A 25,145-nucleotide genomic window follows, 5' to 3' on the forward strand; every position below is an offset into this window, starting at 1 on the left:
CTAAAAGCCCTGCACGGGTGCGGCGGCGTGGCTGACCTGCACCTGGTGCGTGACGCAGGTGGTACCGGTCAGGTCGTGCAGCAGGAACGACGTGGGCTCGTGCACGTACCCGAAGGGGGCCTCGACCCGGGTGCACAGGTCGATCTGCCGGTACGTGCTGGGCGCGACGGACATGACCGTACCGGCGAGGTTGACGGTGACGGGACGGTGCAGGTGCCCGGCGAGCAGGCGTACCACGTGGGGGTGGCGGGCGAGCACGTCGAGCAGCTCGGCACCGTCGCTGAGCCGGATGCCGTCCATGAACGGGATGCCGACGGCGACCGGCGGGTGGTGCAGGCACACCATCGCCGGCACGTCGGCGCGCCGGGACAGCTCGCCGTCCAGCCACGCCAGCTGGTCCGCGCCGAGGGTGCCGGCCGGGGTGCCGGGCACCCGCGAATCCAGCACCACGAACGTCACCTCCGGGTACTCCACCGTGTAGCGCGCGGAGTCGCCGGTGCCGCCGACGTGCGTACCGCCGAACTCGGCGACCAGGTGGGCGGGGTCGTCGTGGTTGCCGGCGACGAGGTGCACGGGCAGCGGGAAGCGGCCGAGGATCTGGCGGAGCGCCGCGTACTCCTCGGGTCGCCCGGTGTCGACGAGGTCACCGGTGACGACCACGCAGTCCGGCCACGGTTCGAGGGTGAGGACCCGGCCGAGGGCCCGGTACAGGCCGGTCGCCGGGTCCGCGGCGAGCGCGCCGGTGGTGATGTGCGGGTCGGACAGATGGGCGATGAGCACGCTTTTCCTCCCGAGCGACGGTCCCTTCGCGGACAGCATGCCGCACCGGCTAGCGTGATGGCGTGCGTGCGAGCCGCCTCATCTCGTTGCTGCTGCTGATCCAGTCACGACACCGGCTCACCGCCCCGCAGCTCGCGGCCGAGCTGGGCGTCTCCGAACGCACCGTGTACCGGGACGTGCGGGCGCTGTCCGACGCGGGCATCCCGATCTACGCCGAGCAGGGCGGCCGCGGCGGATACTCGCTGGTCGACGGGTACCGGACGCGGTTGACGGGGCTGACGCGGGCGGAGGCGGAGGCGCTGTTCCTGTCCGGGGCGCAGACGCCGGCGGCGGCGCTCGGGCTGTCCGACGCGCTGGCCGCCGCGCAGCTCAAGGTACTGGCCGCGCTGCCCGGCGAGCTGCGGGACGTCTCCGACCGCGTCGGCCGGCGGTACTTCGTGGACGCGCCGCGCTGGTTCCGCCCCACCGAGCCCCCGCGGTACCTGTCGGAGCTGGCCGGCGCGGTGTGGACGGACCGCGTGGTGACCGCGACGTACGACAAGGAGCGGGGTCGGCCGGGCGCGGCGGGCCGCCCGGTGCGCCGCCGGATCGAGCCGTACGGGCTGGTGTTGAAGGACGCCGTCTGGTACCTGGCGGGGCGGGTCGGCGAGTCGGTGCGCACGTACCGGGTGGACCGGTTCGCCGAGGTGGCGGCGACGGAGGAGACGTTCGAGCGGGACGCGGCGTTCGACCTGGGCGAGTTCTGGACGGCGCGGGCGGTCGAGTTCGAGCGGACCCTGCTCGCGGGGACGGCGACGGTGCGGCTGACGGCGGAGGGCACCCGCGCCCTCTGGTACGCGGTGGACCGGGTCGCGGCGGAGGACGCGCTGGCGTCCGCGGGCGAGCCGGACGAGGACGGCTCGGTCGTCGTACGGCTGCCGATCGAGTCGGTCCAGATCGCGCACCGTGACCTGCTGCGACTGGGCACCGACGCCGAGGTACTGGCCCCGCCCGAGCTGCGCGAGCTGGTCGCCGGCACCGCGCGCACGCTGGCGGAACGGTACGGCTGAGTACCACCGTTCGGGGCAGCTTCGACGATGTAGCCTCCGTGATCATGGTTCTCACCGGCATGACGTACAACCTGAAGAACCCGGTGGACGCCGACGCCCGCGCGTGGCCCGCGCGCCGCCCGCTGCTGGCCGAGCTGCTGCGCAGCGCGGCGCCCGACGTCGTCGGCACCCAGGAGGGCCATCACGCTCAGCTCCTCGACATCGCCGCCGACTCCGGCCGGTACGAGATCCTCGGCGCCGGGCGGGACGCCGACGGCGGCGGCGAGTGGTGCGCCGTGCTGTACGACCCGGCGGTGCTGACGCCGGTCGAGCAGCACCACTTCTGGCTGTCCGACACGCCGGACGTACCCGGCTCGGCGTCCTGGGGCAACGAGGTCGTACGGATGGCGACCTGGGCGCGCTTCCGTACCGCCGGGGGCGGGGAGCTGGTCTGGCTCAACACCCACCTGGACCACCGGTCCGCGGCGGCCCGCCGGCGCGGCGCCGCGCTGATCGCCGAGCGGCTCGCCGGCGTCGACGGCCCGCTGGTCGTGTCCGGCGACTTCAACTGCGAACCCGGCAGCGAGCCGTACGCGGTCCTCACCGGCGCCGGGCTGGCCGACGCGTGGGTCGCCGCCGAGGGCCGCCGGTTCCGTACGTCGGGCGCCGGGCGGGTCGCGGCACCCGCCGGGCAGGGCACGTACGGCGGGTGGCGGGCGCCGCGTCCCGATTCCGGCCGGATCGACTGGCTACTCACCCGCGGCCCGATCGTTGTGCACGGTGCCGAGATCTGCGAAGACCATGACGGCGGGCAGTGGCCGTCGGACCATGTACCGGTGCGGGTCGAACTCGGCCTGCCCGCCGCGACCCCAGGGACCTGATGTGGCCGTCACCGCCCGCACCCGCACGCTGGCGTTCCTGCTCGCCGTGTTCGCCGCGGCGGCCGTGCTGGTCGCCCCCGGCACCGCGCACGCCGATCCGGTACGCGCGGACGAGTGGCAGCTCCCGCTGCTGCACGCCGACCAGGCGTGGAAGTACTCGACGGGGTCGGGGGTGGAGGTCGCGGTGCTGGACTCCGGCGTCGACTCCTCGCACCCGGACCTGTCCGGGCAGGTGGAGCCGGGCATCGACCTGGTCGACGGTTCGACCGACGGCCGCAAGGACTTCGTCGGGCACGGTACGTCGGTGGCCGACCTGATCGCCGGGCGGCGCAGCGGCGACGGCGTGGTGGGGCTGGCGTACAAGGCGAAGATCCTGCCGGTACGGGTGCTCGACGCGAACAACCGGTACGGCGACGCCAGCATCGTCGCGTCCGGCGTACGGTGGGCCGTCGACCACGGCGCCCGCGTGATCAACATGTCGCTGGGCGGGGCCGCCGAGTCCGACTCGCTCGCCGCCGCCCTGCGGTACGCGTTCGACCACGACGTGGTCGTCGTCGCCTGCGCCGGCAACGTGGCCGACAACGCCGGCAAGGGCGTCTGGTACCCGGCGCGCGCCTCCGGCGTGGTCGCCGTCTCCGGCCTCAACCCGGACGGGACGTTCTGGTCCGGTTCGGTGGCCGGGCCGCAGGTGGCGGTGTCGGCGCCGGCCGACGGGCTGATCGGCGCCCGCCCCGGCGGGTACTGGCACGTCCAGGGCACCAGCTTCGCCGCGCCGCTGGTCGCCGCGACCGCCGCGCTGATCCGTTCCCGCTGGCCCACCATGTCCGCGGCGAACGTGGTCAACCGGCTCATCGCCACCGCCGTCGACCGGGGCCCGCGCGGCCGCGACCGGGAGTACGGCTACGGCCTGGTGGATCCGGAGGCCGCGCTGTCGGCCACGGTGACCGAGGTCGGCGGCAACCCGCTGGACACCGCCAGCCCGCACTCGTCCTCGGCCGGGCGGGCCGGGTCCGCGCCGACCCGCCGGGTCACCGTCTCCCGCGCGCCGCGCGCGAGCTCCGCCGGCAGCGACACCCGCACCGCCGTACTCGTCGGCTTCGGCGCGGTGATGATGATCCTCATCGCCGCGTTCCTGGCGCTGGCGCTGCGTCGTACCCGGCCGCACTGAGCGGCGGCGTCAGGTACAGGAGCCGGTACCGACACCGGCCGTGGCGGACCGGCCCTTGGCGGCGACCGGGGCCGCCTCGTTCGCGGTGAGCGCGAAGCCGGTCTCCGGGTCGTCCGCGGCCGCCGCGAAGATCACCCCGTAGACGGTGCCGGACGAGGAGACGAGCGGGCCGCCGGAGTTGCCGGACCGTACCTCGGAACGGATCGTGTAGACCTCGCGGACGACGGTGCCGTCGTTGTAGATGTTCGGGCCGCGGATCTCGCGGTGGTCCCGGACCCGCGCCGGCGACGCCGTGTACGGCCCGTCCAACGGGTAGCCCAGCACGATCGAGTTCGCGCCGTCCGCGGCGGGCGTCGACGCGAACGGCAGGACCGGCGCGGACAGGTCCGGCACGTACAGCACGGCCAGGTCGCGCTGCGAGTCGTACGCGACGACGGTGGCGCCGAGCCGCTCGCCTTGCTGCTCCACCACCACCGACCGGGTACCGGCGACCACGTGCGCGTTGGTCAGCACGTGGTGCGGCGCGTACACGAAACCGGAGCCCTCGATGCGGCGCGAGCAGGACGGCGCGTCACCGACGATCTTGAGTACGGACTGGTGCAGGCGCCGCACGGTCGGCGAGTTGGCCAGCTCCGGGTCCGGCGGCGGGACGGACCGCACCTCGGTCGGGGTCAGGCCGCTGAACACGTCGGGGAAGTCGCTGGTGCTGACGCTGTCCCGGAGCCGGTTGTACAGCACCCGGGCGCCGGACGGCATCGCCTCGTCGACCCCGTGCACGATCGCCGACGTCCGTACGCCCTTGGCGAGCCACGGCACCGACGACGACGCCAGCGGTACGGCGATCATCCAGCCGACGACCAGCACCGCGAGTACGGAGACGGCGGCGCCGCCGAGGTCGTCGAGCACCTGCGCGCCGCGGCTCTCGATGGACCGCCGGATCTTCGAGCCGAGCACCGCGGCCAGCGCCTGCAACAGCACCGCCGGTACGAGGACGGCGGCCAGCGACACCACCACCCGCATCGTCGGCGTGTCGAAGTACGTCGCCAGCGACGGCGCGATCTGCAGGCCGACCAGCGCCCCGCCGATGAACCCCACGAACGACAGGGCACCCACCACGAAGCCCTGCCGGTACCCGTTGACCGCGAACCCGATCGCCAGGACCACCAGTACGACGTCGACAAAGCTCCCGTACACCGACATCCCCCAACTCGGCCGCGGTCAGGAGACCTCGATGACTCCGGTCATCCCCTGCTTCACGTGGTACGTGCACACGAAGTCATACCGGCCGGGGGCGGAAATCTCCACCTCAACGCTGGCGGACCGGCCCTTCATGACCATTCCGGTCGTGGCGTGGAACTTGTCGATCTGGAGGTCGTGCGGCGTCTGGCCGGTCGTCTTCAGCGTGATGCGCAGCTTGCCGGTGTGCGCCTTGATCACGTTCGGCGTGAAGCGCATCCGCTCGTCCCCGGTCACCGTGATCGTCTGCACCCCGCCGGCACCGGTCTTCGCCGTACCGGTGGTGTCGGGGCCGTGCGTCGACGCGTCGTGCTGACCGACGAAACCGCAGCCCGCGGACGCGAGCACGGCACCCGCCGCGGCCACCGCCGCCAGCCGCCGGACGGACGGCACCCGACGCCGCCGACCCGGTACCGGGGTCGTCGTGGTCGCCGGAGGTCGGAGCGAGTCAGCACGCATGACCCCAGCCTACGAACCCCCCGACGGCCGTACGCCGCGCCCCGGTCGCGATGTGGCGCGGTGCCGGAGCGGCGCTCAGCGCCACCCCGCGCGGTGCCGCAGCGCCACCACAGCGGTGCTCAGCGCGACCCCGCGCGGTGCGCTCAGCGCCACCCCGCGGTGCCTCAGACGTCCGGCGGCAGCGGCTCGACGCGCGACTCGTCCCACGGCCGAGACCAGCCGGCGAGGTCGAGCAGCTTCGCCACGATGCCGCCGGTGAAGCCCCACACGAGCATGTCGTCCACCCGGAACGCCGGCCCGACGTACCCGCTGCGGTGGCGGACCCGGAACCGGTTGGCCGGGTCGGCGAGCGCCGCGATCGGCAGCCGCGCCACCCGGGCCACCTCGCCCGGGTCGAGCGCCGTCACCGGGTGCGGCTCGCGCCACCAGGCGAGTACCGGAGTGACGTTGAAGCGGGAGACCGACAGGTACAGCTCGGGCAGCACGGCGACCACCTCCGCCGTCTCCGGCCGCAGACCGATCTCCTCCGCCGCCTCGCGCAGCGCCGTACCGGCGGGGCCGTCGTCGCCCGGCTCGGCGCCGCCGCCGGGGAACGCGCACTGGCCGGCGTGGTCGCGCAGGGTCGCCGCGCGTTCGATCATCACCAGGTCGGGCCCGGACTCGCCGGCGCCGAGCAGGACGAGTACGGCGCCGTCCCGGCCGGCGCCGTTCGGCCGCACCGTACGGGGAAAGTCGGTGGCGCGCAGCGGCGTCACCCCGTCGGCGAGGGTGCGGAACCAGTCGGGCAGCTGTGTCGTCACGGCTTCAGCTTCCCCGTCACCATGCGGTCCAGCGAGTCCGCCGTCAGCGCCGTCCCGTTGTACGTCTCGACCAGCCGGCCGCGGCCGTCCACCAGCAGCGTCACCGGCAGCGCGGAGCGGCCGACGCCGGTCAGCAGCGCGCGGTCCGGGTCGAACAGCGTCGGCAGCCGTACCTTCGCGTCCCGGGCGAACGACAGCCCCGCGGTCCGGGTGTCCTTGGTGTCGACGGTGAGGACGACGACGTCGGGGTGGGCCGTGGCGTACCGCTGGATCTCGGGAAGTTCGCGGCGGCACGGCTCGCACCAGGACGCCCACAGGTTGACGACCGTCGGCTTCCCGTACGCCCGGTTCAGCGGGACGGACGCGCCGCCGGTGAAGCAGGGCAGGGTGACCGCCGGCGCGGTGGGCTTCGCGGTCGCCGGCCCGGACGGCGTGGGGCAGCGGGCGAACCAGACGGGCTCGTGGCTGGGCCTCGCCTGCGGGGTCGCCGAGGTGCCGCAGCCGGCGAGCAGGAGCAGAGCCGCGAGCACCACCCAGGTACGTCTCACGGCAGCGGCGCCCCGGCCGCGGCGGCCAGTTCCGCGACGCGCGGGCCCTTGAGCAGCTTCGCGGCGACCGCCTTGTCCGTCGGCCCCGCCCCGTACGACGGGCAGAGGCTGGCGAGGGTGCACGCGCCGCACGCCGGCTTGCGGGAGTGGCAGACCCGCCGGCCGTGGAAGATCACCCGGTGCGACAGCATCGTCCAGTCGCGCTTCTCGAACAGCGCGCCGACCGCGTGCTCGATCTTCACCGGGTCGGTCTCCGAGGTCCACCCCCACCGCTGTACCAACCGGGAGAAGTGGGTGTCCACGGTGATCCCCGGTACGTCGAACGCGTTGCCGAGGATCACGTTCGCCGTCTTGCGCCCCATCCCGGGCAGCGTGACCAGGTCCGCCAGCCGCCCCGGTACCTCGCCGTCGAAGCGCTCGACCAGCGCGGCGCCCAGCTTCAGCAACGAGGTCGTCTTGTTCCGGTAGAAGCCGGTGGGACGGATCATCTCCTCCAGCTCCGTACGGTCGGCGCCGGCGTAGTCCGCCGCCTTCGGGTACCGCGCGAAGAGTGCCGGAGTGACCTCGTTGACCTTCTTGTCCGTGCACTGCGCGGACAGGATGGTCGCGACGGCGAGCTGGAGCGGGTTCTCGTGGTCCAGCTCGCAGTGCGCGTCGGGGTGCGTCTCGGCCAGGATCCGCTGCATCCGCCGGGCCCGCCGCTTGAGCGCCAGCGGGCTCTCCGCCCCGGCCGCCGTCGTCTTCTCACGAGTCACGGACCCGAGCCTACGTCGCCCTCCGGGTACGTCCCGGGCGGATCCTGGGACGGGGGTTCCGTTCCGGTCGGGTACACAAGTAGCGTCGGTCCTCGTGTCCTCACCTGTTGATCCGCGGCCTCCGCGGCGGGAAGTACGTCGGCCGGTCACTCTTGCAGTCGTCGGCGCCGGTGGGCGCGGCACCGGGTACGCGCGGTGGGCGCGGGAGCACCCGGACCGGGCCCGGGTGGTCGCCGTCGCCGAGCCCCGGGACGTCCGCCGGGAACGGTTCGCCGCGGAGCACTCGATCCCGCCGGAGAACGTGTTCGCCGACTGGGAGTCGCTCGCGTCCCGCCCCCGGATCGCCGACGCGGTGCTGGTCTGCACCCAGGACCAGATGCACACCGAGCCGGTACTCGCGCTCACCAAGCTCGGCTACCACGTGATGGTGGAGAAGCCGATGGCGCCGACCGAGGCCGAGTGCCGGCAGATCGTCGCCGCGGCCGAGGCGGCCGGCGTGGTCTTCGCCGTCGGCCACGTCATGCGGTACACGCCGTACACGCGGGCGTTGAAGGAGGTCGTCGACTCGGGCGTACTCGGCGACATCGTCAGCGTGCAGCACCTGGAGCCGGTCGGCTTCTGGCACCAGGCCCACTCGTACGTGCGGGGCAACTGGCGGCGCGAGGACGAGTCCAGCTTCATGCTGATGGCGAAGTCCTGCCACGACATCGACTGGCTGCAGTACGTGCTGGGCGAGCCGCCGACGAAGGTGTCGAGTTTCGGCCGGCTGTCGCACTTCCGCCCGGAGAACAGGCCGGCCGGCGCGGCGGACCGCTGCCTGGACTGTTCCGTCGAGTCCACCTGCCCGTACTCGGCGAAGCGGTTCTACTTCGACCGCCTCGTGCAGGGCAACACCGGTTGGCCGGTCGACGTCCTGGTCGACGAGTACACGGCGGACGCGCTGGGCGAGGCGCTCCGCACCGGACCGTACGGTCGCTGCGTGTACGCGTGCGACAACGACGTGGTCGACCACCAGGTGGTGAACATGGAGTTCGCGTCGGGCGCGACCGGCGTGTTCACGATGACCGCGTTCACCGAGCAGGGCGACCGCCAGACGAAGCTGTTCGGCTCGCACGGCCAGCTCGTCGGCGACGGCGAGACCATCGACGTGTACGACTTCCTCACCGGCACGCACCGTACGGTCGAGCCGGCCACCACGGGGGACATGACCGCGGGCGGCGGGCACGGCGGCGGCGACGCCGGCCTGATGGACGCGTTCGTCGCGGCGGTCGCGGCCGGCGACTCGGCCCGCGTCTCGTCCGGCCCGCGCGACTCGCTGACGAGCCACCTGACGGTGTTCGCCGCGGAGCGGGCGCGCCGGCAGGGCACGGTGGAGCCGGTACCGCCGCCGCTCGACCTGATCACCGGCTGATTCCACAGCACGGTCGCCGCCCGGTGGGGGTACGTCCCACCGGGCGGCTTTCGTCTGCCCGGAAACCGTGTGGCCGCCACCGATGCGGTACTCGGCGGGTCTTGCCCACCACGACACACGATGTTAACTTTTCGTGATCCCAACGGTTTCTCATGTTAGAAGTCTCAAGGGGCCGCTCCGCGAGGGCGGCTTCCCGTCTGCTCGGACACTCACCACGGAGGGCATCGCATGGCAGCGGTTGACGCCCGGGTCGACACCGGACCCCGCGCCGACGGCACCCGGGCCACGCCGGCCCGCCGGGGCCGCCACCGCCGGCACCTCCGCGAGTACCTGCTGTTCCTCGCGTTCATCGTGCCGAACTTCTTCTTCGTCCTCACGTTCGCGTACTGGCCGGTCGTCTACAACGCGTACCTGAGCCTGACGAGCTGGAACATGCTGGCGCCGGTGAAGGACTTCGTCGGCCTCGACAACTACGTGGACCTGTTCACCGACCCCGACTTCCTCGGTACGTTGCGGGTCACGGTGGTGTTCGTGGTCGGCATCGTCGTCGGCAGCATGGTGCTGGGACTGGCGATCGCGGTGCTGCTCAACCAGAAGCTCGTCGGCCGCGGCTTCGTACGGACCATGTCGTTCGCCCCGCACATCCTGTCCGGGGCGGCGATCGGCACGATCTGGCTGTTCATCTTCGACCCGAACTACGGGCTCGTCCGCCCGCTGTTCGCCGCCGTCGGCGCCGACTCGCCGAACTGGATGACCAGTACGACGTGGGCACTGCCCGGCCTGATCATCGTGTACCTCTGGAAGAACATGGGCTTCATCGCCACCGTCTACCTCGCCGGCCTGTCGAACGTCCCGCGCGAGCTGTACGAGGCGGCGGCGCTGGACGGGTCCGGCGCGTGGACGACGTTCCGGAAGATCACGTTCCCGATGCTGTCGCCGGTGACGTTCTTCCTCGTGATCACCACGACGATCGGCACGTTCCAGGCGTTCGACGTGCTGGCGCTGATGACGGCGGGCGGTCCGGGCAGTTCGACGACGACGCTGAGCTGGTTCATCTACCAGCAGGCGTTCAAGGCGTTCGACGCCGGACACGCCGCGGCCGGCGCCATGATCATGTTCGTCGTCCTCATCATCATCACCGCGCTGCAGGCCCGGTTCCTTGAGCGGAAGGTGCACTACCGGTGACGACCTCCACTGTGGACAGTCCACTTCGGACCCGGTCGCCGCGCGGCCGCGCCGGCCGCGTCCTCCGATACGTGCTGCTCGTCGTTCTCGCCTGCGTCGTACTCGGCCCGCTCTACTGGCTGGCCTCCTCGGCCCTCAAGCAGAACGCCGACATCTACACGTACCCGCCGACGTGGATCCCGACGCACCTGCGCTGGTCGAACTTCGTCGACGCGTGGCACGCCGCGCCGTTCGGCCGGTTCTTCCTCAACTCCCTGATCGTCACCTCCATCGGTACGGTCGGCGAGATGCTGTGCGCGACGCTCTGCGCGTACGCGTTCGCGTTCCTGCGGTTCCCGTTCAAGAAGGTGCTGTTCGGGGTGCTGCTCGGCGCGATGATGGTGCCCGGCCACGTGACGCTGCTGCCGAACTACCTGACCATCTCCGACCTCGGCTGGATCAACACGTACCCGGGGCTGATCGTGCCGGGTCTCGGCTCGGTCTTCGCCACTTTCCTGCTGCGGCAACACATGTTGACGCTGCCGGGCGAGATCATGGACGCCGCCAAGGTGGACGGCGCCGGGCACCTGCGCACCATGTTCCGCGTCGTACTCCCGCTGTCGCGGCCGATGCTCGTCACCGCCGGCGTCATCACGATGGTGGGCAAGTGGAACGACTTCATCTGGCCGCTGATCGTCACCAACTCGACCACCATGCGCACCGTCCCCATTGGACTGTTGTTCCTCAAGACCCAGGAGGGCTACAACAACTGGGGCGCGATCATGGCCGCCACCGTACTCGTCGTGGTCCCGGTCCTGGTCGTCTTCTTCTTCGCTCAGCGGCAGATCGTGGCCGGCCTGACCCAGGGCGCCACGAAGGGCTGAGCCAACCGTCCACATCGGACACATCCTCTCGCAACAGCTTGCGGTACAAGGAATGGAGTGCACCATGGTTGCTCGCGCCAACCTGAGCCGGCGCTCGCTGCTCGCCGCCACCGGCGGTGCCGCGCTCGCCCTCACCCCCCTCGCGTGCGGTGGCGGAAACGGCGGCAGCGGATTCGCCCAGGCGTCCGGCGACAAGGTCCCCGACCAGTACGCCAAGCGCACGCACGTCGTCGTGTGGCACGCGTACGCCGACATCCCCGGCAACGCGCTCGCCGCGCTGGCGAAGAAGTTCAACGAGTCGCAGCAGGACGTGTACGTCGAGGTCCAGTTCCAGGGCAGCTACGACGAGACGGCGCAGAAGGTGACCGCCGCCGTCCAGGCGAAGAAGATCCCGGACCTGGTCACCTTCTCCGAGGTGAACTGGCACAACTTCTACCTCAACGACCTGCTCGAACCGCTCGACGCCTACTTCGGCTCCGGCCTCAAGAAGTCCGACTACAACCAGAAGCTGCTCAACGAGGGCGTCCTCAAGGGCAAGCTCTGGTGGCTGCCGCTGGCCCGCTCCACCCCGATCATGTACTTCAACAAGACGCTCTTCCACAAGGCCGGCCTGCCCACCGACCGCGGCCCCAAGGACTGGGACGAGTGGTACGGCTGGACCAGGCAGCTCAAGGGCATCAAGGTCAAGGGCAAGCAGGTGCGCATGGAGGCGTACCAGAAGATCGACGGGGACTGGCAGTTCCAGGGCTCGGTGTGGCAGTGGGGCGGCGCCTACTCCAACGGCCTCGACGTGACGATCGACCAGGCGCCGGCCGTCGCCGCCGGCGAGTGGCAGCGCAAGCTGATCTTCACCGACAAGATGGCGTACATGGCGGACAGCCCCTCCGTCGACTTCCAGAACCAGCTCATCGCCACCCTCGTCACCTCCACCGGCGGCCTGCGCGGCATCACCGAGGCGGCGCAGAAGGGCGGCTGGGAGGTCGGCACCGCGTTCGTACCGGGGAAGGAGAAGCAGGTCGTCCCGACGGGCGGTGGCGGCTTCGGCATCCTGTCGTACGCGCCGAAGGACCGGAAGGAGGCGGCCTGGAAGTTCGTCGAGTTCGTCGGCAAGCCCGAGAACTCCGCGTACTGGACGGTCCAGACCGGGTACCTGCCGGTCATCGAGGCCGCCAAGGAGCAGCCCGACCTGAAGAAGCTCCTCGCCGACAACCCGAACTTCTCCACCGCCGTGAAGCAGCTCGACATCGTCCGCAAGGAGGACGAGGTACGGCTGATGGTGCCCAACGCCAACATCCTCATCTACACCGGCCTGCAGAAGATCTGGACCAACAACCAGCCCGCGCAGCAGGTCTTCACCGACGTGGCCGGGCAGATCAGGAAGGCGACCGACAAGGTGCGGAAGAACATCGAGAAGCATGTCTGAGTTCCCGGTCCGGGTCATCGGACACCGCGGCGTCGCGGGCTCCGAACCGGAGAACACGCTGCGCTCGTTCGTCCGCGCCGAGGAGGTCGGCGCGGACGAGATCGAGCTGGACATCCGGGTGTCCGCCGACGGGCACCTGGTCGTCGTGCACGACGCCACCGTCGACCGCACCACCTCCGGTACGGGCGCCGTCGCCGACCTGCCGCTGTCCGAGCTGCAGGCCCTGGACGCCGGACTCGGCGAGCGGATCCCCACGTACGAGGAGGTCCTGGCGGCGGTGGCGCTGCCGATCCAGACCGAGATCAAGGTGCTGTCCGCCGTCCGCCCCTTCGCCGAGCTGGTACGCCGGACCGGGGTGGCGGACCGCCTCACGGCGACGTCGCACGACGCCGAGATCGTCGCCGCCGTACGCGAGGCGCTGCCGGAGGTACCGCGGGCGCTGATCCTGCCGAAGTCGCCGGCGGACGCGGTCGACCAGGCCCGCGCGGTCGACGCGGAGTGGCTGGCGCTCGGCCTCGCCGACCTCACCGAGTCCCTGGTGGCGAAGGTGCACGACGCGGGCATCCGCATCGACGCCTGGCCGGTCGGCGACCCGGAACGGCTCGCCCGCGCCACCGCGCTCGGCGTCGCCTCGGTGACCACCGACCACGCCGACCGGATCCGCTCCTGGTGACGTCCCGGTCAGCGTGGGCGTACCAGCCAGGCCCTGGTCCCGTCGCGTACGGCGGCGTGCACGGCCCGGGCCAGGCGGGCACCCCACACCGACCGGGGCCCGGCGTACGGCTCGTCCCGGCCTTCGGTCGGGCAGTGCACCACGATCGCGTCGCTCGCCGTACCGGTGGCGCGGACGCCCAGCTCGACGAGCGCCTGCGTCTTCGCCTCCGTCGCGGTGAGCACCGCGTTCACCAGCGCCCCCGGCCCCAGCGGTACGGGGACCGCGACGACGACGTTGATGGTGCCCGGCGCGTACCGGAGCCCGGCGGGGTCGGGCGGGACGTGGGCCGGGAGTTCGCGGCGGAAGTCGCCGTCCGGCGCGGCCGCCCACGCCGGGCTGCTGATGCCGACGGTGGCGGTGGCGTGCACGCCGCCGTCCGCCGCGCCGTGGTGCCGGGTCACGTCGACGGCGGTCAGCAGGCCCGCCCCGGTACCGGCCAGGCCGAGTCCCGCGGCGATCTCGGCCGCGTGCCGGTCCGGGTCGCCCCGGGTGTACGCCAGCGGCACCGTGGCGTTCAGGATCCAGTGATGCTCGCCGATCCCTCCCCCGAGTACGGCGGAGGAGATCGTGCGGCGGGGCGCCGGCAGGCGCCACACCAGTACCGGGAGGGGGTGGCCGTCGTCGGTCCGCTCGGTCAGCGTCGGGTCCATGCGGACATGATGGGTCGGCCCCCTGTGCCGCGTGAACTGGTGGTACGGCAAGATCGGTGGTAGACCGGGTGCTCGGGGCACAACCCCGTGGCCGGTTTGACCATGAAGCTGACGGCTTATCGACGTTGTGCGTACCTGTGCAGCGTTGGTACGCCTAGACTCAACCGCGCAGCGCCGGCTGCGGGGTGGAGGTGCGCGATGGAAGATGTACTGGCACGGGCTGGCCTTTTCCAGGGCGTGGACCCGGAGGCCGCCGAGGCGCTCGCCAAGGACCTCGAAATCCTTGAGGTACGCAAGGGCGACATCGTCTTCACGGAAGGCGAGCCGGGCGACAGCCTCTACATCGTGCTGTCCGGCAAGGTGAAGCTGGGCCGGCGCGCCGCCGACGGCCGGCAGAACCTCATCGCCATCATGGGCCCGAGCGACATGGTCGGCGAGCTGTCGCTGTTCGACCCCGGCCCGCGTACGGCGACCGGCACCGCGGTGACCGACCTGCGCCTGGCCCGGCTCCGTAAGGCGGCGCTCCGGCCGTGGCTCACCAACCGCCCGGAGATCGCCGAGCAGTTACTGCGCGTCCTGGCCCGCCGGCTCCGGCGTACCAACGACTCGCTCGCCGACCTGATCTTCACCGACGTGCCCGGCCGGGTCGCGAAGAACCTGCTCCAGATGGCCGGCCGGTTCGGTACCCGGGACGGCGGCGTCCTGCGGGTCACCCACGACCTGACCCAGGAGGAACTGGCGCAGCTCGTCGGCGCGTCCCGCGAGACCGTGAACAAGGCGCTCGCCGACTTCGCGTCCCGCGGCTGGCTCCGCCTCGACGGCAAGAGCGTCATCATCCTCGACCCCGAGCGGCTCGCCCGCCGCGCCCGCTGACGCCAGCGACAGACGTACCACGACGGCCCGGGACACGTTCCCGGGCCGTCGTGCTGCGTACCGGACCGCGGTGGGCCGGACCGCGGTGGTCCTGGGGCGTGCGGTGCCAGGCGGTCGCGGGGTATGCCGGTCCGGGCCGTAGCGGTCCCGGGGCATGCGGTCCCGGGGCATGCGGTCCCGGGGTATGCGGTGCCAGGTGGACGCGGGGCATGGTGGTGCGGGCTGGCCGGGGGCCGTGGAAGCGTGGCGGGATCGGTGCTCTGGCAACGGGTCCGGTCGCCGTGGCGGGTCAGGACGTGACGGGCTCGGAGACCGGCAGGGTGTTGAGCAGGTCGCGGAAGTCCGCGGCGGCCGGCCGGTCGGCCGGATCGGTGGCGAGCGCCCGGCGCAGCACCCCCAACAGCTCCGGCGGTACGCCCGGCAGCGCCGGCACGGGCTGCCGGTACAGCTCGACGAGGGTGGCGGTGGTCGGTACGCCCGGGTCGGGCAGCCGCGGCGGGTGGCCGGCGAGCAGCGCGTACATGGTGGCGGCGAGGGAGTAGACGTCGCCGGAGGGCAGCGCCTGGGCCAGTTCGACCGACTCGGGCGGCGCGTACGCCGGGGTGAGCGGGTCGAGGCCCTCCCGGCCGTCCCGCTGGTCGAGCAGGACGGCGAGGCCGAAGTCGGCGAGCACCGGTGACCCGAACCGGGTGCGGAGGATGTTGCCCGGCTTGACGTCCCGGTGCAGCACGCCGGCGGAGTGCGCGGCGGCGAGCGCGTCGGCGATGCGGGTGCCGATCACCCGCACCTCGGCCGGCGACGTCCGCCCGGTCCGGTCCGTGTACGACCCGGTGCACAGCTCCATCACCAGGTACGGATGGCCGTCGGTGCTGACGCCCGCGTCGAACAGGTCGATCACGTGTGGGTGGCCGGAGACCCGGCCGGTGGCACGCGCCTCGTACCGGAAGCGGCGGCGGTCCAGCTCGGTGTCCAGGGTGCGGTTGTCGATCTTGACGGCGACGGCGCGGCCGACGGTCGGCTGGTCCGCGCGGTACACGGTGGAGCAGCTGCCGTGCGCGATGGGGACCAGGCCGGTCAGGTTCGGACCCAGGTCGGGCGGTTTCGGTACGGGGTTCGTCGAACTCACCGATTCCTCCCGTACCGTCTGGGTCGACATGCGCGGTCCGAGCGTACGCCGCGGGTCCGACGTTCCGATGTCACGAATCCGTCAGCCCGGACGGGGCGTACGACGACCGCCTGGTGCGCCCGGCCGTCCTGGTCACGGGGCGTCGAGCTCGCTGTCGGCGCCGACGGCCGCGGTACACGGGTCGATCCCGCTGAGCGCCTCCACCTCGGCGGCGAGGGCGTCGACACCGGGCCGGTCCGCGGTCTGCTCCGTCGCGTACGCCGCGTCCACGGCCTTGCGCGCGGCCGCCCGTGCCGCGTCCCCGTCCCCGGCCGCCAGCAACGCCTTCGCCAGCGCCCAGTACGCCAGCACGGTGCTGCGGACGTCCTCCGCCGGCGCCTCCACCGCTGCGGCCGCCCGCGCCACCGCGTCGTCCGTACGCCCGGCGCAGAGCAGCGCCAGCGCGTGCACGGCCCCGGCCTGCCGGCGGGACAGCAGCAGCGCCGGCCGTTCCGGGTCTTTGTCGACCTCGTCCAGCAGCGCCAGCGCACCCGGCAGGTCGCCCTGCGCCCGCCGCGCCTCCGCGAGCAGTACGGTCGGGCCGACCCGCGCCGCATCGAGCACGTCGTACGGCTCGACCAGGTCGAGGGTGGCGCGGGCGTCGCGCTCGGCGGCCACCGCGTCCGACCGGTCCAGCTGGCAGAACCCGCGCACCGTGCGCGCCATGCCCAGCAGCAGCGGGTGACTCGTCTTCTCCCCGTACCGCTCGGCCTCGGTGAGCAGGTCGACCGCCCGGTCGGTACGGCCGAACCCGCGCGCGACCATCGCCCGCGCCACCAGCGCCAGCCCGCGGCCCCAGTCCTCGCCCATCACCTCGAAGTCCCGGTACGCCCGGTCGGCCGCGCGTTCCGCCTCGGCCAGCCGGCCCAGCTCGGCGGCGGCGAACGCGGCGACGCTGCGCAACGTACCGACGGCCCAGGTGTCGCCGACCCGCTCGCCGAACGGCAGGAACGCCCGCGCCAGCCCGTCCGCCTCGGCGAGCCGCCCCGCCAGCAGCCGGCCGAACGCCGTCGTCCCGCGCACCCACGTACGCCCGGTGTCGTCGTCCAGCTCCGCGAACAGCTTCGCCGCCCGGCCCAGCGCCGCGTCCGCCCCGGCGAAGTCGCCGCGGCTGGTCGTCACCCAGGCCAGGTGCTGCAACGCCCACGCCTGGTTGCGCTTGTCGTCCGCCTGCACCGACACCCGGTACGCCTGCGCGATCTCCTCCTCGGCCTCCACGAACCGGCCCGACAGGTAGTCGCTCATGCCGAGCTTGCACAGCGTCGCGGCGCGCTGCTGCGGCAGGTCCGCGCTCTCCGCCGCCTGGAGCGCCCCCCGCCACGAGGCCCGCGCCTGCTCCCGGTTCCCGAGCGTCCGGTACGCGTCGCCGGCGAGCAGCAGCCCGTCGATCCGTACCGGGTCGCTGATCGCGCCCGCGGCGACCTCCTCGGCCTCCGCCCGCGCCTCGCCGGCCCGACCCAGCTGGAGCAGCGCCCTCGCCCGTACCAGCCGGTCCGCCGCCGGCAGGCTGCCCCCACCGGTACCGCCGGCGACGCGGGCGGCGCGCCCGGCGAGCTCGACCGTACGGCTGGGTTCGCCGTCGGCGAGGGCGCGCGCGGCCATCCGCGACAGCGCCGCGGCACCCAGCGGGGCGACCGACCGCGCGTCCGCGTCGTCGCGCAGGTTCACCTCGTCGGCCAGCAGCACCGCCTTCTCGGCGTGCTCGGCCACGAACGCGTCGTCCCCGCCGACCTCGCCGTCGAGCGGCCCGTACGTCGACTCGGAGTGCACCCGGCGCGACGCCCAGCGGGCCAGCCGGGCATGCCGGTCGGCCAGGTCCGCCTTCCCGATCCCCGCGTACGCCGCCTCGCGCATCAGCGGCGTCGCGAACGTGTACTCCTCCCGGCCGGCGCGGCGCAGCATGTTGCGCGCGACCAGGTCGTCCAGCGCCTTGTCCAGGTCCGTCTCGGTCAGCGACGGCGACAGCGACGCCAGCGCCGACGTGGGCACCGTGTCACCCACCACCGCCGCGTCCCGCAGTACGGAGCGGCCGGTGGCGGTCAGCGCGTCGATGCGGGCCGCGAGTACGGCGGCGAGGTCGCGGGACAGCAGCTGCGCGCCGAGCGAACCGTCCGCCAGCGACCAGCGCACCCGGTCCCCGTCGCCGGGCTCGCTCTCCTCCACCAGCCGGCCGCGCTCCATCAGCAGCGTCACCAGCTCGGCCAGGTAGAACGGGTTGCCCTGGGCGGTGGCCAGCAGCCGGCTCTCGTCGCCCGCCCCCAACCGCCCACCACTCAGGTACGCCCGCAGCAGCCGGCCCGCGTCCTCCCCGCGCAGCGCGGGCAGCGGGGCCAGCTCCGCGTCCGGGATCCGGGACAGCAGCCCCGCCGTACGGGTCAGCTCGGGGCGGCCCATCAGCAGCACGAGCACCGGACCGGTCAGTCGGGAGATCATCGCGCCGAGCGCCTGGAGCGTCTCGCCGGTCGCGTCGTGTACGTCGTCGACGATGACCACCAGCGGCGACTCGGTGGCCAGCAGGTTGAGCAGGTCGGCGACCGCGGCCGGGACCGCCTCGCCGGTGTCGCCGCCGGTACCGGCGGGTCGCTCCAGCCGGCCGGGCAGCTCGCCGTGCCCGAGCAGCGCCAGCAGCAGCTCGACCGGCAGCCGCGGCGCGTCGCCGGTCTGCTTGGCCGCCAACCGGTTCAGCCGGGCCTGCGCGGTGGACCGGCCGCCACCGCGGTGGTTGCCGTCCTCGCGCGACAACCCGGCCGCCTGCCGTACGAGGTCGGCGAGCGGCGCCAGCCGCCGGCGCTCCCCGTACGCCTCGCAGCGGACGGACAGTACGCGGGCGCCGTGCTCCGCGGCGCGACGGCCGGCCTCCGCGGCGAACCGCGACTTGCCGACACCCGCCTCCGCCGTCATCACCAGGACGCGGGGCTGGCCGCGGTCGATGACCTCGTTCAGCCGACCGTCGAAGCGGCCCGCCTCCGGCTCGCGGCCGATGAACGGCGCCTCGTCGCCGAGGCCGGACCGGGTGCCCGGCGCGTCCCGCAGCCCGAGCAGCTCGTACGTCTCGACCGGCTCGCGCTTTCCCTTGAGCCGCAACGGGGGCAGCCGCCGCCACGCCGCCCGCTGCCGGGTCGCGTGGTACGTCGTGGAGCCCGCGTACACGGTGCCGACCTGCGCGGCGTCGGCCAGCCGGGCGGCCGTGTTCACCGCGTCCCCGATCACCGTGTACTCCAGGTTCGCCTGGACGCCGGCGACGACGGTGCCGGTGTTCAACCCGACCCGCAGCCCCAGCGGTACGCCACCGCCCTGCTCGGCGTCCAGCACCCGGCGTACCGCGCGCTGCATGGCGAGGGCGGCGCGGACGGCGCGGTCGGGGTCGTCCTCGTGCGCGACGGGCGCGCCGAACACGGCCATGATCCCGTCGCCGGTCAGCTTGTCCACGTGCCCGCCGAACGTGGTGACCGCGCCCGCGAACGCGGCCAGCACCCGGTCGGTCACCGAACTGACCCGCTCCGGGTCCAGGTCCTCGGACCAGGCCGTGAAGTCGGACAGATCGCCGAACAGTACGGTCACGACGCGCCGCTCGGTCAGCGGCGCGGTCGCCACGGTCGGCAGCCGGCTGCCGCAGTGATGGCAGTAGCGGGCGCCGGGTACGGCGACGGTTCCACACACCGGGCAGGTCACGTGCGGTCCAACGGCTCGGGGGGCCGAATGTGTTCCCGGTCACCCAGGTACGCCAGCTGTGCGCGCACCGTCAGCTCGGCCGCCGGCCGTACGCCGGGGTCGACGTCCGGGTAGACCGCGTCGACCACGCCGTCCACCCCGGACGCGCCGGCCGCCAGCGCGGCACGTACCTGGTCGAGGCGGGCGGTGCGGTGCGCGAGGTAGAAGTCGGCCGCGGCGGCGCAGTCGGCGAGCGCCGGCCCGTGCCCCGGCAGCGCCGGTACGCCGGCCAGCGCGCCCAACCGGGCCAAACTCGCCAGGTACGCACCGAGGTCGCCGTCCGGCCACATGACCACCGTGGTGCCGGCACCCAGCACGGTGTCGCCGGTCAGGACGCCCACCGGCGCATCGGCGCCGACCACGAAGCACAGCGAGTCGCGGGTGTGGCCGGGCGTGGCCAGCACCCCGATCCGCAGCCCGGCCGCCTCGACCACCGCGCCGTCCACCGGCGACTCGTCGGCCAGCGCCGGATCGGCCGCCACCACCCGCGCCCCGGTACGGTCCCGGAACCGCGCCAGCCCCTCGACGTGGTCCGGGTGCCCGTGCGTGACGAGTACGAGGGAGGGGTGCTCGGCGGCGAGCGCGGCCAGGTGCTCCTCGTCGGCCGGGCCCGGATCGACCACGACGCAGTCCGCGGCGCCCGGCGCGCGCAGTACCCACGAGTTGGTCCCGGTGAGGGTCATCGGGCCCGGGTTCGGGGCCAGCACCCGGGTGGCCCAGTCCGGCAGATCGGACAGGACGGCGCTGGCCGGGTCGGTCAGGCGGGCCCCCACCCGGGGGCCGACCGTACGATCCTCCGTGCCCACGGCAGTGATCGTACGGCGCGAGACGCCGATCACCCACAGCCCGTCCGACATCCGACCACCAGGCGGGGGTACCGGTCGCCGGACGGTGCGGTGGTTCGTCCGGTCATTCCGGACGGGCCCGGCGATCCCACCCTGCGCCGGGCGCGCGCTGTGCATCCGCTCCGGGTTTCCCGACCGCCGGAACGGTTCAGCCCGCGACGCGGACGATCAGCTCGACCTCGACCGGCGTGCCCTTCGGCAGCTCCGCCACGCCGACCGCGCTGCGGGCGTGCCGGCCGGCGTCGCCGAACACGGCGCCCAGCAGCTCGCTCGCCCCGTTGATCACCGCCGGCTGGTCCGTGTACCCGGGCGCCGAGGCGACGAACCCGGTCACCTTCACGACCTGACGTACGGAGTCGAGGTCGACGACGGAGGCGACGGCGGCGAGGCCGTTGAGCGCGCAGAGCCGCGCCAGCTCGGCCGCCCGCTCGGTACTCACCTCGGCGCCCACCTTGCCCGTGGCGGGCAGCACGCCGTCGACGAATGGCAGCTGACCGGACACGTACACGTGGTCGCCGTCGACGAGGGCCGGCACGTACGCCGCGACCGGCGCGGCCACCTCGGGCAGCGTCAGGCCCAGCTCGGCCAGCCGGTCCGCCACCGCCATCAGGACTGCTCCACCGGACGCTTGAGGTACGCGACGAGGCTCTCCGGGTTGGGGCCCGGGATCACCGCGACCAGCTCCCACCCGTCCGAGCCCCAGTTGTCCAGGATCTGCTTGGTGGCGTGCACGAGCAGCGGCACCGTCTGGTATTCCCATTTCTGCATGGCGCCAGCTTAGAGGTCCTACCAGAAGGGCGTCGGATGGCTGGTGAGGCTCAGGGCGGGGCTGCCAAGGCGGAGGTGCAGTCGCATACCGGTGTTGTACGTGAGCGACTGTGCCGGCAACGTCGGCAGCGTCGTCCTGAGTCCGCCAGGCGCCGACAGTCCTTTCTGTCAGGACCTCTCAGGACGTGCCCGGCGGCCCCTCCGGCCGACCGCGCCACCCCGCCCGGCGTCGGGGCCGGACCGCGTCGCGCCGAGCGCTTAGGGTGTTGACCATGGCCACCGACGTACCGCCCGCCCCCCAGTTCGGGTACGGCACGCCGCACCCGCCGGCACCCCCGCGTACCCGGGGCGGCACGGTGACGGTGGTGGTGCTGATCGGCGTCATCCTGCTGTGCCTCGGCCTCGGTACGACGGGATACCTCCTGGTCGGGCGGGTGCCCGCGGGCGGGGCGAGCCCGGCGGCGGCGGCGAGCGGGCTGCTGGACGCCGTCTTCCACGAGCAGAACGTCGACACCGCCAACCGGTACGTGTGCGCCCAGCAGCGCGACGCGAACTCGGTCAAGCAGCTCATCACCGAGGCCGCCCGGTACCAGGGCAAGGGCAGTGGCGTGACGTGGACGGCGCCAAAGCAGACCAGCCACGACGACGACAAGGCCCAGGTCACGTCGACGCTCACGCTCAAGCGCACGGTGGACGGCCAGTCGCAGAGCGCGCACCAGACGTGGACGTTCCAGACCGTGGACGAGCACGGCTGGCGGGTCTGCTCCATCCGTACGCGCAGCTGAGGGCGCGCGGCGGGCGGCAGGTGGCCGTACCCGCAGGCGACCCACGGGTACGCTCGGCAGCGTGCCGCGATCACCCCAGCCTCCCGGGCAGTCCGGTGCCCCGGGCTGGCCGCGGGCCCGGCTGCACGTCGTGACCGGCAAGGGCGGCACCGGCAAGACCACCGTCGCCGGCGCGTTGGCGCTGGCGCTGGCCGCCGACGGCCGCCGCACCCTCGTCGTCGAGGTCGAGGGCCGGCAGGGCCTGGCGCAGCTGTTCGACACCCCGCCCCTGCCGTACCAGGAGCGGCGGATCGCGGTGGCGCCCGGCGGCGGCGAGGTGCGCGCGCTGGCGGTGGACGTCGAGGAGGCGCTGCTCGACTACCTCGACATGTTCTACCGGCTGGGCGGCGCGGGCCGGGCGCTCCAGCGGCTCGGCGCGGTCGACTTCGCCACCACGATCGCTCCCGGCCTGCGGGACGTACTGCTGACCGGCAAGGTCAAGGAGGCCGTCACCCGCACCACGCGGACCGGCGACCGCACCCGGGCGTACGACGCGGTCGTGCTGGACGCGCCGCCCACCGGCCGCATCGCCCGGTTCCTGAACGTCACGGCCGAGACGGCGAAGCTGGCCAAGGTCGGCCCGATCAAGACGCAGAGCGAGGGTGTCTCGGCGATCCTGCGGTCGCCGATGACCGCGGTGCACGTGGTCACGCTGCTGGAGGAGATGCCGGTACAGGAGACGGCGGACGCCGCGGCCGAGCTGGCCGGGCTGGGCCTGCCGGTCGGCGCGGTGATCGTCAACGGCACCCGCCCGCCGCTGCTGTCCGGCAGGGTCACGCAGGCGGAGATCCGCCGCGGGCTGGTCGCCGCCGGCCTCCCCGCCGACCGTACGACGGTGGCCGGGCTGGCCGCGGAGGCCGGTGCGTACCGGACGCGGCTGGCGCTGGAGTCCCGGCTCCGCGACGAGCTGACCGGCCTCGGCCACCTGATGCTCGAACTCCCGCTGCTGCCCGACGGCATCGACCTCTCCGGCCTGTACTCGCTGGCCGCGTCCCTCACGAAGCAGGGGGTCGTCGCACCGTGAGTACGGAGGAGAAGACCGAGGGCGCGGTGTCGAGCCGCCCGGTCGGGCCGCCGACGCTGGACGTCGACGCGATCGTGAACGACCCGTCCATCCGGATCGTGGTGTGCTGCGGCGCGGGCGGCGTGGGCAAGACGACCACGGCGGCGGCGCTGGCGTTGCGCGCGGCGGAGGCCGGCCGGCGCACCGTCGTACTGACGATCGACCCGGCGCGCCGGCTGGCGCAGTCCATGGGCCTGACCGAGCTGGACAACGCACCACGTCCGGTACCGGACGTGGACACGTCGGCCGGCGGCGAGCTGTACGCGATGATGCTGGACATGAAGCGCACCTTCGACGAGGTGGTGCTCGCGCACACCGACCCGGCGAAGGCGGCGGAGATCTTCGCGAACCCCTTCTACCAGGCCATGTCGTCCACGTTCGCGGGGACGCAGGAGTACATGGCGATGGAGAAGTTGAGCCAGCTACGCGCGACGGACCGGTGGGACCTGATCGTGGTGGACACCCCACCGTCCCGGTCCGCGCTCGACTTCCTGGACGCGCCGCAGCACCTGGCGAAGTTCCTGGACGGCCGGATGCTGCGGCTGCTGCTCGTCCCGGCGCGTACCGGTGGGCGCAGCGTGCTGCGGCTGATGACCGCGTCGTTCTCGCTGGTGGGGCGGGCGTTCACGAAGGTGCTCGGCACGGAGCTGATCTCCGACGTGTCGACGTTCGTGTCGTCGCTGGACTCGACGTTCGGCGGGTTCCGGCAGCGGGCCGAGCGCACGTACCGGGTACTGCAGGCCCGGGAGACCGCTTTCCTCCTGGTGGCCGCGCCCGAACCGGACGCCATCCGGGAGGCCACGTACTTCGCGGAGCGGCTCGCCGCCGACCACATGCCGCTGCACGGCCTCGTCCTGAACCGGGTGCACGAGGTCGCCGCACCCGCGCTGTCGGTCGAGCGCAGCCTCGGCGCGGCCGAGTCACTCGACGACGACGCCGCGACCACCGCGGCCGTCCTGCGCATCCACGCCGCGCTCCGCCGCCGGGTCGAACGCGAGCGCCAGGTCGCCGACCGCTTCGCGCACGCCCACCCGTCCGTACCGCTGTCGGCGGTGCCGGCGCTGGCCGAGGACGTCCACGACCTCACCGGGCTGCGCGCCGTCGGCGCCGCCCTCGCCGACGCGCACTGACCCGCTTTCCCTTACGTACCAAGGGATCGGTGGTGGGCAGGGAAACGCCCGGCCGGGTCGCCGGCCGGGCGTCGTGTACGTCGTGTCGGCCGCCGGGTGGCAGCTCCACGGTCCGTGACGATTCCCCCCGTACGGACCGGTGTGGTTCGCGTCCGACACGATCTCCGGTGTGTCCCCCGCCGTACCGTCCGGTGTCGGGCCCCCTGCCCGGCAGCGTCCGGTGCGGCTCGTCAGCCGGCCAGTGCTGCGGTGACCGGCGTCCGCTGGTTCTTCAACGCCGCTTCGAATACCGATCGCCAGCTTCGTACCTGCGGGTGTCGGCGCAGCAGTGCCCGCCGCTCCCGCTCGGTCATGCCGCCCCACACGCCGAACTCGATCCGGTTGTCGAGTGCGTCCGCGAGGCACTCGAACCGGACCGGGCACGACCGGCAGATCCGCTTGGCAATGTTCTGTTCCGCCCCCTGTACGAACAGTGCGTCCGGGTCCCCATCCCGACACGCGGCACTAGTTGCCCATTCGGCGTTCAGCCCCATAACCCAAGACCCCCCTCTTGGTCCCCCTGACGTGACCCTGACGGGCCCGCTGGTGTGGGTTGGAGCTGCCCCCGTGCGCAGACTAAGTAGTCCACGGCCCCAACCACAACAGCACGTACGGACTTCGTCGCTCTCAAGCGTGAGAGATCGCGATGCCCGCCGCCGCAGTCATGATCCTCCGTAGTGGAGCCATTACGCAACGTCGTCAGGCGAAATAGTTCCACCGATCGGGGGTTCACCCGCCCGTGAGATGTGCAACGCTTCGCCGAGCCGCCGCAACCTGGCCGCAAGCCGTCGCGTCTTCTGGTACGGGCACCCGCGGAGCCGGGTG

25 protein-coding genes are annotated in these 25,145 nt (G+C 73.0%); 12 read left to right on the forward strand and 13 right to left on the reverse strand.

Annotated features, from left to right (window positions below):
* Entirely contained in the window at positions 1 to 780 is a 780-nt protein-coding gene (locus tag Aru02nite_RS23550) for a phosphodiesterase (protein ID WP_203661290.1), read from the reverse strand.
* A 62-nt stretch (positions 781 to 842) separates the two neighbouring features.
* Here Aru02nite_RS23550 and Aru02nite_RS23555 point away from each other — a divergent pair, with 62 nt between their 5' ends.
* Genes Aru02nite_RS23555 through mycP form a run of 3 tightly spaced genes read left to right on the forward strand, consistent with a single transcriptional unit; the run spans position 843 to position 3,857 of the window.
* The gene (locus Aru02nite_RS23555; RefSeq protein ID WP_203661292.1) at positions 843 to 1,829 is read left to right on the forward strand and encodes a helix-turn-helix transcriptional regulator; all 987 of its coding nucleotides are present in this window, start codon (positions 843 to 845) and stop codon (positions 1,827 to 1,829) included.
* 44 nt (positions 1,830 to 1,873) lie between these two features.
* The gene (locus tag Aru02nite_RS23560) at positions 1,874 to 2,689 is read left to right on the forward strand and encodes an endonuclease/exonuclease/phosphatase family protein (protein WP_203661294.1); all 816 of its coding nucleotides are present in this window, start codon (positions 1,874 to 1,876) and stop codon (positions 2,687 to 2,689) included.
* A 1-nt stretch (position 2,690) separates the two neighbouring features.
* Positions 2,691 to 3,857 (forward strand): type VII secretion-associated serine protease mycosin, encoded by a 1,167-nt coding sequence (mycP, locus tag Aru02nite_RS23565; protein WP_373324958.1) that lies wholly within the window; start codon positions 2,691 to 2,693, stop codon positions 3,855 to 3,857.
* Positions 3,858 to 3,866: 9 nt separating this feature from the next.
* Here mycP and Aru02nite_RS23570 read toward each other — a convergent pair whose 3' ends face one another.
* From Aru02nite_RS23570 to nth, 5 genes are all read right to left on the reverse strand, one after another.
* Positions 3,867 to 5,051 (reverse strand): MarP family serine protease, encoded by a 1,185-nt coding sequence (locus Aru02nite_RS23570; protein ID WP_239076898.1) that lies wholly within the window; start codon positions 5,049 to 5,051, stop codon positions 3,867 to 3,869.
* 24 nt (positions 5,052 to 5,075) lie between these two features.
* The gene (locus Aru02nite_RS23575; RefSeq protein ID WP_203661298.1) at positions 5,076 to 5,552 is read right to left on the reverse strand and encodes a cupredoxin domain-containing protein; all 477 of its coding nucleotides are present in this window, start codon (positions 5,550 to 5,552) and stop codon (positions 5,076 to 5,078) included.
* A 164-nt stretch (positions 5,553 to 5,716) separates the two neighbouring features.
* Positions 5,717 to 6,352 carry an NUDIX hydrolase gene (locus Aru02nite_RS23580; RefSeq protein WP_203661300.1) on the reverse strand — a complete coding sequence of 212 codons (636 nt, stop codon included), beginning with the start codon at positions 6,350 to 6,352 and terminating at the stop codon, positions 5,717 to 5,719.
* Positions 6,349 to 6,900 (reverse strand): TlpA family protein disulfide reductase, encoded by a 552-nt coding sequence (locus Aru02nite_RS23585; protein WP_203661302.1) that lies wholly within the window; start codon positions 6,898 to 6,900, stop codon positions 6,349 to 6,351. Before Aru02nite_RS23585 ends, Aru02nite_RS23580 begins: the two co-directional genes overlap by 4 nt.
* Positions 6,897 to 7,655, reverse strand: coding sequence for an endonuclease III (nth, locus tag Aru02nite_RS23590; protein WP_275408703.1), 759 nt, complete (start codon positions 7,653 to 7,655; stop codon positions 6,897 to 6,899). The genes Aru02nite_RS23585 and nth overlap by 4 nt, the downstream gene beginning before the upstream one ends.
* Positions 7,656 to 7,749: 94 nt before the next feature.
* Here nth and Aru02nite_RS23595 point away from each other — a divergent pair, with 94 nt between their 5' ends.
* From Aru02nite_RS23595 to Aru02nite_RS23615, 5 genes are all read left to right on the forward strand, one after another.
* Positions 7,750 to 9,066: a Gfo/Idh/MocA family protein gene (locus Aru02nite_RS23595; RefSeq protein WP_203661304.1), complete on the forward strand. Its 1,317-nt coding sequence runs from the start codon at positions 7,750 to 7,752 to the stop codon at positions 9,064 to 9,066.
* Between the two features lie 228 nt (positions 9,067 to 9,294).
* Positions 9,295 to 10,251 carry a carbohydrate ABC transporter permease gene (locus Aru02nite_RS23600; RefSeq protein ID WP_203661306.1) on the forward strand — a complete coding sequence of 319 codons (957 nt, stop codon included), beginning with the start codon at positions 9,295 to 9,297 and terminating at the stop codon, positions 10,249 to 10,251.
* Positions 10,248 to 11,114, forward strand: a complete 867-nt coding sequence (locus tag Aru02nite_RS23605; protein WP_203661308.1) for a carbohydrate ABC transporter permease — start codon at positions 10,248 to 10,250, stop codon at positions 11,112 to 11,114. Before Aru02nite_RS23600 ends, Aru02nite_RS23605 begins: the two co-directional genes overlap by 4 nt.
* Before the next feature lie 64 nt (positions 11,115 to 11,178).
* Positions 11,179 to 12,537 carry an ABC transporter substrate-binding protein gene (locus Aru02nite_RS23610; protein ID WP_203661310.1) on the forward strand — a complete coding sequence of 453 codons (1,359 nt, stop codon included), beginning with the start codon at positions 11,179 to 11,181 and terminating at the stop codon, positions 12,535 to 12,537.
* The gene (locus Aru02nite_RS23615) at positions 12,530 to 13,210 is read left to right on the forward strand and encodes a glycerophosphodiester phosphodiesterase (RefSeq protein WP_203661312.1); all 681 of its coding nucleotides are present in this window, start codon (positions 12,530 to 12,532) and stop codon (positions 13,208 to 13,210) included. The genes Aru02nite_RS23610 and Aru02nite_RS23615 overlap by 8 nt, the downstream gene beginning before the upstream one ends.
* Before the next feature lie 8 nt (positions 13,211 to 13,218).
* Here the strand turns inward: Aru02nite_RS23615 and Aru02nite_RS23620 are convergent, their stop codons facing one another.
* A complete protein-coding gene (locus tag Aru02nite_RS23620) occupies positions 13,219 to 13,902 on the reverse strand; it encodes an adenosylcobinamide amidohydrolase (RefSeq protein ID WP_203661314.1) in 684 nt (227 codons plus the stop codon).
* A 198-nt stretch (positions 13,903 to 14,100) separates the two neighbouring features.
* Here Aru02nite_RS23620 and Aru02nite_RS23625 point away from each other — a divergent pair, with 198 nt between their 5' ends.
* Positions 14,101 to 14,775: a Crp/Fnr family transcriptional regulator gene (locus tag Aru02nite_RS23625; protein WP_203661316.1), complete on the forward strand. Its 675-nt coding sequence runs from the start codon at positions 14,101 to 14,103 to the stop codon at positions 14,773 to 14,775.
* Positions 14,776 to 15,064: 289 nt separating this feature from the next.
* On the opposite strand, the gene Aru02nite_RS23630 is transcribed toward Aru02nite_RS23625, so the two are convergent.
* The 5 genes from Aru02nite_RS23630 to sp36 form a co-directional block, all read right to left on the reverse strand.
* Positions 15,065 to 15,931, reverse strand: coding sequence for a serine/threonine-protein kinase (locus Aru02nite_RS23630; protein WP_203661318.1), 867 nt, complete (start codon positions 15,929 to 15,931; stop codon positions 15,065 to 15,067).
* Positions 15,932 to 16,033: 102 nt separating this feature from the next.
* The gene (locus tag Aru02nite_RS23635; protein ID WP_203661320.1) at positions 16,034 to 19,612 is read right to left on the reverse strand and encodes an adenylate/guanylate cyclase domain-containing protein; all 3,579 of its coding nucleotides are present in this window, start codon (positions 19,610 to 19,612) and stop codon (positions 16,034 to 16,036) included.
* Positions 19,609 to 20,424 (reverse strand): MBL fold metallo-hydrolase, encoded by an 816-nt coding sequence (locus Aru02nite_RS23640; protein WP_373324966.1) that lies wholly within the window; start codon positions 20,422 to 20,424, stop codon positions 19,609 to 19,611. Before Aru02nite_RS23640 ends, Aru02nite_RS23635 begins: the two co-directional genes overlap by 4 nt.
* 220 nt (positions 20,425 to 20,644) lie before the next feature.
* A complete protein-coding gene (locus Aru02nite_RS23645) occupies positions 20,645 to 21,103 on the reverse strand; it encodes a RidA family protein (protein ID WP_203661324.1) in 459 nt (152 codons plus the stop codon).
* On the reverse strand, positions 21,103 to 21,264 hold the full coding sequence (sp36, locus tag Aru02nite_RS23650) for a Sp36 family protein (RefSeq protein WP_157035221.1): 162 nt from the start codon (positions 21,262 to 21,264) through the stop codon (positions 21,103 to 21,105). The genes Aru02nite_RS23645 and sp36 overlap by 1 nt, the downstream gene beginning before the upstream one ends.
* A 272-nt stretch (positions 21,265 to 21,536) precedes the next feature.
* Here sp36 and Aru02nite_RS23655 point away from each other — a divergent pair, with 272 nt between their 5' ends.
* From Aru02nite_RS23655 to bagB, 3 genes are all read left to right on the forward strand, one after another.
* Entirely contained in the window at positions 21,537 to 22,049 is a 513-nt protein-coding gene (locus Aru02nite_RS23655; RefSeq protein ID WP_203661326.1) for an Rv0361 family membrane protein, read from the forward strand.
* Between the two features lie 61 nt (positions 22,050 to 22,110).
* Positions 22,111 to 23,112, forward strand: a complete 1,002-nt coding sequence (gene bagA / locus Aru02nite_RS23660; protein ID WP_203661328.1) for an ATPase BagA — start codon at positions 22,111 to 22,113, stop codon at positions 23,110 to 23,112.
* Complete coding sequence (gene bagB / locus Aru02nite_RS23665; RefSeq protein ID WP_373324960.1) at positions 23,109 to 24,281, forward strand: ArsA family ATPase; 1,173 nt, start codon at positions 23,109 to 23,111, stop codon at positions 24,279 to 24,281. The genes bagA and bagB overlap by 4 nt, the downstream gene beginning before the upstream one ends.
* Positions 24,282 to 24,511: 230 nt before the next feature.
* Here bagB and Aru02nite_RS23670 read toward each other — a convergent pair whose 3' ends face one another.
* The gene (locus Aru02nite_RS23670; protein WP_203661329.1) at positions 24,512 to 24,814 is read right to left on the reverse strand and encodes a WhiB family transcriptional regulator; all 303 of its coding nucleotides are present in this window, start codon (positions 24,812 to 24,814) and stop codon (positions 24,512 to 24,514) included.
* Positions 24,815 to 25,145 lie beyond the last annotated feature (331 nt).

Origin of the sequence: Actinocatenispora rupis (assembly GCF_016861975.1) — a bacterium.
GTDB lineage: Bacteria > Actinomycetota > Actinomycetes > Mycobacteriales > Micromonosporaceae > Actinocatenispora > Actinocatenispora rupis.